Source organism: Streptomyces sp. NPDC059649, assembly GCF_042734445.1.
Lineage (GTDB): Bacteria > Actinomycetota > Actinomycetes > Streptomycetales > Streptomycetaceae > Streptomyces.
In genome coordinates this window covers 19905-31556 of record NZ_JBHWDV010000066.1, presented here as the reverse complement: position 1 = coordinate 31556, position 11652 = coordinate 19905, and the positions used below count along the sequence as shown (strand labels likewise).

Below are 11652 nucleotides of genomic sequence, written 5' to 3'. Positions count from 1 at the left end.
CTCCTGGGGCGGGCCCGCCGGTGCGCCCTGGGGTGCGGGGCCGGCGGGCGCCGGGGCCGGTTTGGCGGGTGCGGCCGGCCCGGCGGGGCGCGGGGCGTCGGCGAAGAACGACGCGGCCGAGCGCTCGCCGCTCTCCACGGCCCGGACGGCCGCCGCCAGCGCCGCCGCGGTGGCCTTGCCGGCCGGGGGCGCCGCGGCCGGCGCCTCGCTCACCGTCGCGCCCGGGTCCGCCGCCGGTGCCCCCTCGGGCTTCCGGGCCTCCGCGGTCCCGGGTGCGGCCTCCTGGCCGGGCGGGGTGTCGCCGGCGGGGCGGTCGGTGCTCACAGCGTGCTCCAGTCGTGATCGGGGTAGTGGTGCACCGGAGCCGACACATCGTCCAGCGCCCGGCGGATCTCGTCAGGAAGACTAAGGGCCTCCACTGACAATGCCGCTCTGAGCTGCTGTGCCGTGCGCGCACCCAGGACCGGGGCGGTCACTCCCGGCCGGTCCCGGACCCAGGAGAGGGCGACCTGGAGCGGGGTGACGGCCAGTCCGTCGGCGGCGGTCGTGACGGCCTCGACGACCCGGCCCGCCGTCTCGTCGAGATACGGCGCGACGAACGCCGCCAGATGCTCCGAGGCACCGCGCGAGTCGGCCGGGGTGGCATGGCGGTACTTCCCCGTCAGCACGCCCCTGCCCAGCGGCGAGGACGGCAGGACGCCCATCCCGAGGTCGAGCGCCGCGGGCAGCACCTCGCGCTCGATGCCGCGCTGGAGGAGGGAGTACTCCATCTGGGCGCTCGCCAGGCGGTTGCGCACCCCGGGCGCCGCGAGCTGCCAGGTGGCGGCCTTGGCGAGCTGCCAGCCGGAGAAGTTCGACAGCCCCACATAGCGCGCCCGGCCGCTGGTGACCGCGAGGTCCAGGGCCTGCAGGGTCTCGTCCAGCGGGGTGTGCGGGTCGAAGGCGTGGAGCTGCCACAGGTCGACGTACTCGGTGCCCAGCCGTCCCAGGGAGGCGTCGAGGGCGGCGAGGAGATGGCGCCGGGAGCAGTCCACCCGGCGGTCCGCCTCCAGCACGCTGCCGGCCTTCGTCGCGATCACCAGGTCCTCACGCGGAACCAGACCCTCCATCAGCCGGCCGAGGAGGTACTCGGCACCGCCGTCGGCGTAGATGTCGGCGGTGTCGACGAGCGTGCCGCCGGCCTCCCAGAAGGTCTTGAGCTGGTCGGCGGCTTCCTGCTCACCCGTGTCGCGGGCCCAGGTCAGGGTGCCGAGCCCGAGCCGGGACACGCGAAGGCCCGTTCGGCCGAGGTGCCTTTGCTCCATGGGCCCTGAGCGTACGCGCCGGGCGCCGGGAACAGGGGACCTGTGGACAACCCGTCGGTGACGCCCGGCCGGGGTGCGCGCTACAGTCCCCGCAACAGCGTCGTTACTGATCGGTAAGGGGAGCGGCATGAGGCTTGGCATCAACCTCGGCTACTGGGGCGCCGGGATGGACTCCGACAATCTCGTGGTGGCGCAGGAGGCCGACCGCCTCGGCTACTCCGTCTGTTGGGCCGCCGAGGCGTACGGGTCCGACGCCGCCACCGTGCTCTCCTGGGTCGCCGCCCAGACCGAGCGCATCGACATCGGCTCGGCCATCTTCCAGATCCCGGCGCGCACGCCCGCCATGACCGCGATGACCGCCGCCACCCTGGACTCGCTCTCCGGCGGCCGCTTCCGGCTCGGCCTGGGCGTCTCCGGCCCGCAGGTCTCCGAGGGCTGGTACGGCGTCAAGTTCGACAAGCCGCTGGCCCGCACCCGCGAGTACGTCGACATCGTCCGTAAGGCGATGACCCGCGAGCGGCTGTCCTACGAGGGCGAGCACTGGACGCTGCCGCTGCCCGGCGGCCCGGGCAAGCCGCTGAAGCTCACCGTCCACCCGCAGCGCCCGCACATCCCGCTCTACATCGCCGCGATCGGCCCCAAGAACCTGGAGCAGACCGGCGAGATCGCCGACGGCGCGCTGCTGATCTTCCCCTCCGCCGAGAACCTGGAGCAGACCGCGGTCGCGCACCTCCGGGCCGGCCGGGAGAAGGCCGGCAAGACCCTGGACGGCTTCGACATCTGCCCGACGCTGCCGATCGCCGTGGGTGCCGACAAGGACGTCAGCGCGCTGGCCGACATGTTCCGCCCGTACACCGCCCTCTACGTCGGCGGCATGGGCAGCCGCAAGCAGAACTTCTACAACCAGGCGGCCCGGCGGATGGGCTACGAGAAGGAGGCCGCCGAGATCCAGGACGCGTACCTGTCCGGCGACAAGGAGGGCGCCGCCGCGGCGGTCCCCGAGAAGCTGATCGACCAGACCACGCTGCTCGGCCCGGTCGAGCGGATCGCCGACCGGATGCGGGCCTATGCGGAGGCCGGGGTGACCACGCTGACGCTGTCCCCGGCGGGCTTCGGCCTGGAGGAGCGGCTGGCCTCGCTGCGGGCGGGTACGGAGGCCCTGGAGCGCGCCGGGCTGGCATGAGCGCCGCCGGGCGAACGGACCGGCGGCGCTCAGCGAGAGGCGCCCGGTGAAACGCCCGGTAGCGACCGGCGAAGGGCCCGGCGCCGGGGCGCCTGGACCTCGGGCCTTTCCGAGAGCCTGCGGCCGTGGTGGGGGCTCGGGGGATCTTCCCCGCCACGGCCGTCGCGCTGCACAACGGCGGTACGGGCGGGCGGGTTACGCCCCGCCACCCGGCCGCGGCTCGTCCGAACGGGCGAACGGCCGCCGCCGCCCGGTTGCCGCGCCCGGAACACCCGCTTTGACTGTTTGCGGGTGTGTCCGTTCGGAGGTGAGGCAGATGCTCTCGGCCCGGAGCCTGTTCCAGGAGATCGTCGACAACGACGAGGCCTACCGTCTGTTCTGTTCCATAGCGGCCAGCGGCGAGGCCCAGGGCGGCTGGGAGAACGGCCGGATCGCCGGCCTGCTGCCCGAGTCGCTGCGCGATCTGGCGCCCAAGGTGGCCCGGCACGGCGCCGACGAGGACAAGCACGGCCGGATCTTCCGCGCCCTGCTGCACAAGCGCGGGCTGACCGCCACGGACGTGCCCGAGGCGACCGACTACACCATGCTCCTGGAACGGCGGGGCATCGGCCTGGCGCACGCCAGACTCCGCCGCGACGAGCCGCTCGGCGAGCTCGACATCATCACCTACCTCGCCCACAGCCGGGTCACCGAACAGCGCGCCGCCGACCAGATGGCCATGCTCACCAAGCACTTCGGCGACCACCCCGAGGTGGGCAGGGCGATCCGGATGATCTCGGACGACGAGGCCAATCACCTCGCCTACTGCCACGAGGAGCTGCTCCGCCTCGCCCGGGCCGGCCACGGGCGGACCATCCAGCGGATGCTCCACGAATGCGCACACGCCGAGATCGCCGTCTACCGGGACGTCAGCCTGGCCGTGATGGAGCACATGGGCCGGATCCTGAAGTGGCCGAGGAGCAAGTCCGTGACGCTCACCGCCGGGATCGCGGCGATGTACGGCTACGAGCGGCTGGGCGGCTGGCGGCGGATGGTCAGCCTCCGGATGCCCGAGCGGCGGAACGCGCTGGGCGGCCCGGCCACCTCCGCGCCGGAGTTCGCGTGAGCGGGCCCCCGCGCCGGCCCGCTCAGAGCCAGCCGCGGCGCTTGAACAGCCGGTAGAGCGACACCTCGATGAGGACCATCACGGCGAGCACCCCCGGGTACCCCCACTGCCATCTCAGCTCCGGCATGTTCGCGAAGTTCATGCCGTAGACGCCGGCGATCAGGGTGGGGATGGCCGCCAGCGCCGCCCAGGCCGAGATCTTGCGCATATCGTCGTTCTGCCGGACGCCCATCTGTGCCAGATGGGCGGAGAGGATGTCCGAAAGCAACCGGTCCAGGCCCTCCACCGACTCGTTCGCCCGGGTGAGGTGGTCGTCGACATCGCGGAAGAACGGCCGGGCGTGATCGTGCACGAACGGCACCCCCGGGTTCTGCAACCGGGTCATCGGCTCCGCCAGCGGGCCGGTCGCCCGCCGGAACTCCATCACCTCGCGCTTGAACGCGTAGATCTGCGCGGCGGTGTTGCGGGTGTCCCGGCCACGGACCGGAGCGAACACCTCCGCCTCCAACTCCTCCATGTCCAGGGCGAGTTCGGCGGCCACCTCGATGTAGTGGTCGACCACCGCGTCGCTGACCGCGTAGAGCACCGCGCCCGGCCCGTGCCGCAGGATCTCCGGATGCTCCTCCAGCCGGCGCCGCACCGCCGCCAGCGGACTGGCCTCCCCGTGCCGGACGGTCACCACGAACGAGTCCCCCACGAAGACCATCAGCTCCGACGCGGTCACCGTCTCGGCCCGGTCGTCGTACGTGATCGGCTTCAGCACCACGAACAGCGAGTCGTCGAAGACCTCCAGCTTGGGCCGCTGGTGCGCCTTGAGCGCGTCCTCGACGGCCAGCGGGTGCAGCGCGAACTCGCTGGTGACCCGGTCGAACTCCTCCGGCGTCGGCTCGTACATCCCCAGCCACAGGAACGTACGGCCCTCCGCCCGCGCCGCCTTCAGGGCGCCGGAGAAGTCGGCCGCGCAGTCCGTGCGGCGGCCCTCCCGGTAGATGGCGCAGTCCACGATCACACCTGGCATTGTTGCGCGTCCCCGGGACCCCTGCCAGGAAGCCGGACCCGGAACGTAGGGTTGCGGGCATGCCCACGCTGATCCTGCTGCGGCACGGCCGCTCCACCGCCAACACCGCCGGAGTGCTCGCCGGGCGGGCGCCCGGCGTCGCCCTCGACGAGCGCGGCGCGGCCCAGTCCGCCGCGCTCCCCGCGCGGCTGGCACAGGTACCGCTCGCCGCCCTCGTCTCCAGCCCCCTGCAGCGCTGCCGGGAGACCATGGCGCCCCTGCTGGCGGCCCGGCCCGGGCTCAGCCTGCACATCGACGACCGGATCAGCGAGTGCGACTACGGCGACTGGTCGGGCCGCAAACTGGCCGAGCTGACCGACGAGCCGCTGATGGAGGCCGTCCAGCAGCACCCGTCCTCGGCCGCCTTCCCCGGGGGCGAGTCGATGCGGGCCATGCAGGCCCGCGCGGTCGACGCGGTCCGCGACTGGAACGCCCGCGTCGAGCAGACGCACGGTGCCGAGGCCACCTACGTCATGTGCTCGCACGGCGACATCATCAAGTCGCTGGTCGCCGATGCGCTGGGCATGCACCTCGACCTCTTCCAGCGGATCTCGGTCGAGCCCTGCTCGCTCACCGTGATCCGCTGGACCCGGCTCCGCCCCTACCTCGTACGCCTCGGGGACACCGGCGACTTCGCCTCGCTGATGCCCCGGGACGACGGCGGCAGCCCGGCGGCGGACCGGGACGCGGCCATCGGCGGTGGTGCGGGCGCAGGGTGATCAGTCGGCGCAGTAGGGTGGTGCGACGGCGCTGCCCGCCGCCCCCGCGGTCCGCAGGACCCGCAGCGACCGCAGTGACCCCGCAGTCGAGCAAACGGAGCAGGACGTTGTCCCGTCAGGTGTTCTTCTACGACGTACCGGACCGCTTCGTCGCCGGTACGGTCGGGCTGCCTGGCCGCCGTAGCTTCTACCTCCAGGCCACCGCGGCCGGCCGGACCACCAGCGTCGCCCTGGAGAAGACCCAGGTCGCGGCGCTCGCCGAGCGGATCGACGAGCTGCTGGACGAGGTCGTACGGCGCAGCGGAGGCAACGCCCCGGTCCCCGCCGTCTCGCCCACCGAGCTCACCGACACCGCCCCGCTGGAGATGCCCGTCGAGGAGGAGTTCCGGGTCGGCACGATGGCGCTGGCCTGGGACGGCGAGGACGAGCGGATGATCGTCGAGGCCCAGGCGCTGGTCGAGCTCGACGCGGACAGCGAAGAGGACCTCGCCGACGCCGAGGAACGGCTGCTGCAGGACGACGAGAACGGCCCGCCGATGCTGCGGGTGCGGTTGACCGGGACGATGGCCAGGGCGTTCGCCAAGCGGGCACTGGAGGTCGTCAACGCCGGCCGCCCGCCGTGCCCGCTGTGCAGCCTGCCGCTCGACCCGGAGGGACACGTATGTCCGCGCCAGAACGGATACCGGCGGGGCGCCTGAGCGCCGTGGAGCCCGCCGTCGAACCGGCCGGGCAGCTGCCCGGCCCCACCGGACCGCAGGACCCGCCGCCGGCCGCGGCGGAGCCCGGCGGAGGGCTGTCGGACGCCTTCCTCACCGAGGGCGAGCTGACCGTGCGCGGCCGTATCCGGGAGGCGTCCAACGCCGTGCTCTACTGCACGGTCACCCACGACGGCCGCACCGCGTCGTGCGTCTACAAGCCCGTCGCCGGCGAGCGTCCGCTGTGGGACTTCCCCGACGGCACCCTCGCCCAGCGCGAGGTCGCCGCGTACGAGATCTCGCGCGCCTGCGGCTGGGACCTGATCCCGCCGACCGTGCTGCGCGACGGCCCCTACGGCACCGGCATGGTCCAGGAGTGGATCGACCCGCCGGAGAGCAGCGACCAGGTGCCCGAACTGCTGGCGCTGGTGGAGGACGCGGAGCCCGGGCCCGGCTGGAAGGCGGTGGGCTTCGCGGAGCTCGGCGAGGACCGCACCGCGCTGCTGGTGCACGCCGACCACCCGCGGCTGCGGCGGCTCGCGGTCCTCGACGCGGTGATCAACAACGGTGACCGCAAGGGCGGCCATCTGCTGCCCGGGGCCGGCGGCGAGTTCTTCGCCATCGACCACGGCGTGACCTTCCACACCGAGGACAAGCTGCGCACGCTGCTGTGGGGCTGGGCCGGCGAGCCGCTGACCGAGGAGACCCGGGAGGTGCTGCGGGGGCTCGCGGCGGCCCTGGCGGACCCGGCGCCGCTCGCCGCCCGACTGGCCGAACTGCTCACGGCCGCCGAGATCGACGCGCTGCGGGCGCGGGTGGCCGGGCTGCTGGAAAGCGGCCGCCACCCCGAGCCGAGCGGGGAGTGGCCCGCCATCCCCTGGCCGCCGGTCTGAGCCCGTTCACGGGGCCCCTCCCGGGCGGCCGGTGGGCACATGCACGTCCGGCCGTGGATCGCAAGACCGCCTTTCCGGCCAAGACCCCTGGTCCGGTTCGTATGCGGAACATGCATCCGGTTACGCTCAAGGCATGCATGCATGGCCCGCTTCTGAGGTCCCCGCCCTGCCCGGTCAGGGCCGCGACCTGAGGATCCACGACACCGCGACCGGCGGACGGGTGACCCTCGCCCCCGGTCCCGTCGCCCGTATCTATGTCTGCGGCATCACGCCGTACGACGCCACCCACATGGGGCACGCGGCGACCTACAACGCGTTCGACCTGGTTCAGCGCGTGTGGCTCGACACGAAGCGCCAGGTGCACTACGTGCAGAACGTCACCGACGTCGACGATCCGCTCCTGGAGCGGGCCCAGGCCACCGGCGACGACTGGACCGCGCTCGCCGAGCGCGAGACCGCCCTGTTCCGCGAGGACATGACGGCCCTGCGGATGCTGCCGCCGCAGCACTACATAGGTGCCGTCGAGGCGATACCCGGCATCGTCCCGCTGGTGGAGCGGCTGCGCGACGCCGGCGCCGCCTACGAGCTGGACGGCGACATCTACTTCTCCGTCGCCGCCGACCCGCACTTCGGCGAGGTCTCCGGACTCGACGCCGAGGCGATGCGGCTGCTGTCCGCCGAGCGCGGCGGCGACCCCGAGCGCGAGGGCAAGAAGAACCCGCTCGACCCGATGCTGTGGATGGCCGCCCGAGACGGCGAGCCGAGCTGGGACGGCCGTTCGCTGGGCCCCGGCCGGCCCGGCTGGCACATCGAGTGCGTCGCGATCGCCCTGGACCACCTCGGGATGGGCTTCGACGTCCAGGGCGGCGGCTCCGACCTCGCCTTCCCGCACCACGAGATGGGCGCCTCGCACGCCCAGGCCCTCACCGGCGAGCACCCGTTCGCCAAGGCGTACGTGCACGCCGGGATGGTGGCCCTGAACGGCGAGAAGATGTCCAAGTCCAAGGGCAACCTCGTCTTCGTCTCGAAGGTGCGGCGCGACGGCACCGACCCGGCGGCGATCCGCCTGGCGCTGCTCGCGCACCACTACCGCGCCGACTGGGAGTGGACCGACGCGGTCCTCGACGAGGCCGTCGAGCGGCTGGCGCGCTGGCGCGCCGCGGTCTCCCGCCCCGACGGCCCGCCCGCCGAGGCCCTCCTGGAGGAGATCCGCACCGCGCTCGCCGACGACCTGGACTCCCCGGCCGCGTTGGCCGCCGTGGACCGCTGGGCCGCCGCGCAAGCGGCCGACGGCGGCACCGACGAGGGTGCCCCCGGCCTCGTCTCCCGCGCCGTCGACGCGCTCCTGGGCGTGGCCCTCTGACGGGCACCGTCTGACCCCCGTCCTCCAGGGGCGCCCGTGCCGACCGGTACGGGCGCCCCTTTTCCGTGCCCGCTCCCGCACCCGCTCCCGCGCCGCGCGACCGGAAATCCAGCAACCCGGCGCAAGAATCCATGGTGGGCCGCCCCGCCGGCGGGCTAGAGCTGTCCGGCATGAGGAAACCAACAGGACTGCGGGCGGCGGTCGTTGCCGCGCTGCTCGGGCTCGTGGTGGCGGTCGCCGGCCCGGCCGGCAGCGCACCGGCCGCCGCCACCGCGCCCGCCCACACCGTCGGGGACGTCACCGGCTTCGAGGCCGACGGGCCCGTCTACCACCTGCACGCGGGCCGGGCCGAGGCCCGCGTCAGCTTCGTGACGGACCGTACCTTCCGCCTCGAACTCGCCCCGGACGGCACCTTCTCCGACCCCACCGGCAAGGACATCGTGCTGCCCCAGGGCGCCCCGCCGGCCACCCACTGGCGCGACACCGGCGACGCCTATGAACTCAGCACGGCCCAGGTCACGTTGACGGCGTACAAGTCGCCGCTGCGCTTCGAGCTGCGCCGGGCCGACGGCTCGCTGGTCTGGTCGGAGGCCAAGGGAATCGGCTGGGACGAGAAGACCACCACCCAGACCCTCGCGCGCGGCGCCACCGAGCAGTTCTACGGGGCCGGTATGCAGAACGGCCGCGGCAACACCTCGCACCGCGGCCACACCGTGGAAGTGGGCGTCGACTACCACTGGGACGACGGCGGTCACCCCAATTCCGTTCCCTTCTACCTCTCCACCGCGGGATACGGCGTCTTCCGCAACACCTACGCCCCCAACACCTACGCCTTCGACGACCCGGTGACGACCACGGCCCAGGAACGGCGCTTCGACGCCTATTACTTCGCCGGGCCGAGCACCAAGGACGTCATCGGCCAGTACACCGCACTGACCGGAAAGCCCTTCCTGCCGCCGGTGTACGGCCTGGAGATCGGCGACTCGGACTGCTATCTGCACAATGCGAACCGCGGCGAGCGGCACACCCTGGATTCCCTGAAGGTCGCCGACGGATATCTGCAGCACGACATGCCCAACGGCTGGATGCTGGTGAACGACGGCTACGGCTGCGGCTATGAGAACCTCGGGCAGACCTCCCAGGGACTCGGCGACCGGAAGATGAAGCTCGGACTGTGGACCGAGGACGGCATCGCCAAACTCGCCGACCAGGTCAAGGCCGGCCAGCGGATAGCCAAACTCGATGTCGCCTGGGTCGGCGACGGCTACAAATTCGCCCTGGACGGCTGCAAGGACGCCTACAAGGGGATCGAGGACAACAGCGACGCACGGGGATTCACCTGGGCACCGGAAAGCTGGGCCGGCGCGCAGCGGTGCGGCGTCCAGTGGTCCGGCGACCAGAGCGGCAGCTGGGAATACATCCGCTGGCAGATACCGACCTACGCCGGCGCGACGATGTCCGGGCTCGCCTACACCACCGGTGACGTGGACGGCATTTTCGGCGGCAGCCCCAAGACGTACGTCCGCGATCTGCAGTGGAAGGCATTCCTGCCGGCGGTCATGACGATGGACGGCTGGGCCGCCAGCGACAAACAGCCCTTCCGCCACGGCGATCCGTACACGGCCATCAACCGGAAATACCTGAAGCTGAAGGAATCGCTGCTGCCGTACATGTATTCCTACGCGGCCGAGGCGACCCGGACCGGGGTCGGACCGGTGCGTCCGCTGTCGCTGGAATACCCCGACGACCCGAAGGCCGCCACGGACGCCGCGAAGTACGAATTCCTCTCCGGCCAGGATTTCCTGGTCGCCCCCGTTTACCAGGACACCGACACCCGCAACGGCATCTACCTGCCCAAGGGCACCTGGATCGACTACTGGTCCGGGCGCACCTACCGCGGGCCGGTGACCGTCGACGGCTACAGTGCGCCGCTGGACACCCTGCCGCTGTTCGTCAAGGCCGGTGCGGCCGTGCCGATGTGGCCCGGCATCAGGTCGTACCAGGACCGGACCGCCGGTTCACCGCTCGCCTGGGACGTCTATCCGCAGGGCCGGTCGTCGTTCACGCTCTACGAGGACGACGGGGTGACCCGCGCCCACCGGACGGGCGCCGGTGCCACCCAGCGGGTGGACGTCACGGCGCCGCGCTCCGGCGCCGGTGACGTACGGATCGACGTCGGGGCCTCCAAGGGCTCCTTCCACGGCAAGCAGACCGGCCGGCCGTACGCGTTCACCGTGCACACCGGGGACGCACCGCGCGGGGTGGAACTGGCCGGCCGGCCGCTGAAGCGGCTGCCGTCCGCCCGCGCCCTCGAAACGGCCGGCCAGGGCTGGTACTACGACCCGGCCGACCGCGGCGGGGTCGTCCACGTCAGGACCGCCTCCCGTCCCACCGACCGGGCCTTCGCGCTGACGCTCAAGGGCGCCAGCGCGGTCGGCGGCCGGACGCCGGGCGCGGGCGTCACGGTGACCACCCCGGGCGGCCAGGAGGTCACCAAGGGCGCGCCGACGACCGTACGGACCGCGGTGACGGCCGGGACCCGGGACGCCACGGACGTCTCGGTGTCGCTGTCCGCGCCCGAGGGCTGGCGGGTCTCCGCGCCGGTGCGCCACCGGCGGCTCGCGGCCGGCGGCACCGCCCGTGACGCGCTGACCGTGACCGCACCGAAGGACGCGAGCAGCGCCGACCCGGTGACCGTCACCGCCACCGTCCGCTACCGGGCGGCGGGGGCGCCCCGCACCACCGTGCACCGCTTCGAGGTCCGTCCGGTACCGCCCGCGCCGACCGCGGACACCTGGGCGAGCGACATGGAATGGCTGACGGCCACGAATGGCTACGGGCCGGCCGAACGGGACCGCAGCAACGGTGAGTCGGGCCCGGCGGACGGCCGTCCGCTCACCCTCGGCGGGAAGACGTACGCCAAGGGCATCGGCGCGCACGCCAACGCCGACCTGGAGTTCTTCACCGGGGGCCGCTGCACGTCGTTCACCGCGGACGCCGGGATCGACGACGAGATCGCCGACTACGGGGAGGTCGCCTTCTCCGTGGAGGCGGACGGCACGGTGCTGTGGACCTCGCCGAAGCTGACCGGGAAGTCGGCGCCGGTGGCGGTGGACGTACCCCTTCGCGGCGCCCGGCACGTACGGCTGAAGGTGACCGACACCGACGGCAAGAAGTCCGGTGACCACGGTGACTGGGCGGCGGCGCGCTTCCACTGCTCCGGATGACCGCCCCCGGGCACCGGAGATGACAGCGGGGCGGGGGGGGGGGGCGGCCGGGGCGCGCGGGGGGCCCCCCCCGCGGCCGGGGGCGCCGGCCGGGGCGAGGAACCCC

At 73.0% G+C, this 11652-nt stretch carries 9 protein-coding genes and 1 pseudogene; 7 read left to right on the top strand and 3 right to left on the bottom strand.

The window, feature by feature from the left end; translation table 11 throughout:
- Together ACFV1J_RS36225 and ACFV1J_RS36220 are read right to left on the bottom strand one after the other, a co-directional pair.
- Positions 1-324: pseudogene (locus ACFV1J_RS36225) on the bottom strand (hypothetical protein); the annotation flags it as partial.
- Positions 321-1304: an aldo/keto reductase gene (locus ACFV1J_RS36220; protein ID WP_385865535.1), complete on the bottom strand. Its 984-nt coding sequence runs from the start codon at positions 1302-1304 to the stop codon at positions 321-323. The pseudogene ACFV1J_RS36225 and the gene ACFV1J_RS36220, both read right to left, overlap by 4 nt.
- Positions 1305-1431: 127 nt before the next feature.
- Between ACFV1J_RS36220 and ACFV1J_RS36215 the strand changes: the two genes are divergently transcribed.
- On the top strand, positions 1432-2487 hold the full coding sequence (locus tag ACFV1J_RS36215; protein ID WP_385865533.1) for an LLM class F420-dependent oxidoreductase: 1056 nt from the start codon (positions 1432-1434) through the stop codon (positions 2485-2487).
- Between the two features lie 316 nt (positions 2488-2803).
- Positions 2804-3592, top strand: coding sequence for a ferritin-like domain-containing protein (locus ACFV1J_RS36210; protein ID WP_385865531.1), 789 nt, complete (start codon positions 2804-2806; stop codon positions 3590-3592).
- A 22-nt stretch (positions 3593-3614) separates the two neighbouring features.
- On the opposite strand, the gene corA is transcribed toward ACFV1J_RS36210, so the two are convergent.
- Positions 3615-4610, bottom strand: a complete 996-nt coding sequence (gene corA, locus ACFV1J_RS36205; RefSeq protein WP_385865529.1) for a magnesium/cobalt transporter CorA — start codon at positions 4608-4610, stop codon at positions 3615-3617.
- A 59-nt stretch (positions 4611-4669) separates the two neighbouring features.
- On the opposite strand from corA, the gene ACFV1J_RS36200 reads away from it, so the two are divergent.
- The 5 genes from ACFV1J_RS36200 to ACFV1J_RS36180 all read left to right on the top strand — a co-directional run bounded on the left by ACFV1J_RS36200 (position 4670) and on the right by ACFV1J_RS36180 (position 11546).
- A complete protein-coding gene (locus tag ACFV1J_RS36200) occupies positions 4670-5368 on the top strand; it encodes a histidine phosphatase family protein (protein WP_385865526.1) in 699 nt (232 codons plus the stop codon).
- A gap of 107 nt (positions 5369-5475) precedes the next feature.
- Entirely contained in the window at positions 5476-6066 is a 591-nt protein-coding gene (locus tag ACFV1J_RS36195) for a DUF3090 domain-containing protein (protein WP_385865524.1), read from the top strand.
- Complete coding sequence (locus ACFV1J_RS36190; protein WP_385865522.1) at positions 6030-6956, top strand: SCO1664 family protein; 927 nt, start codon at positions 6030-6032, stop codon at positions 6954-6956. The genes ACFV1J_RS36195 and ACFV1J_RS36190 overlap by 37 nt, the downstream gene beginning before the upstream one ends.
- A gap of 133 nt (positions 6957-7089) precedes the next feature.
- Positions 7090-8319, top strand: coding sequence for a cysteine--1-D-myo-inosityl 2-amino-2-deoxy-alpha-D-glucopyranoside ligase (gene mshC, locus ACFV1J_RS36185; RefSeq protein WP_385865520.1), 1230 nt, complete (start codon positions 7090-7092; stop codon positions 8317-8319).
- A gap of 170 nt (positions 8320-8489) precedes the next feature.
- A complete protein-coding gene (locus tag ACFV1J_RS36180) occupies positions 8490-11546 on the top strand; it encodes an NPCBM/NEW2 domain-containing protein (RefSeq protein ID WP_385865518.1) in 3057 nt (1018 codons plus the stop codon).
- Positions 11547-11652 lie beyond the last annotated feature (106 nt).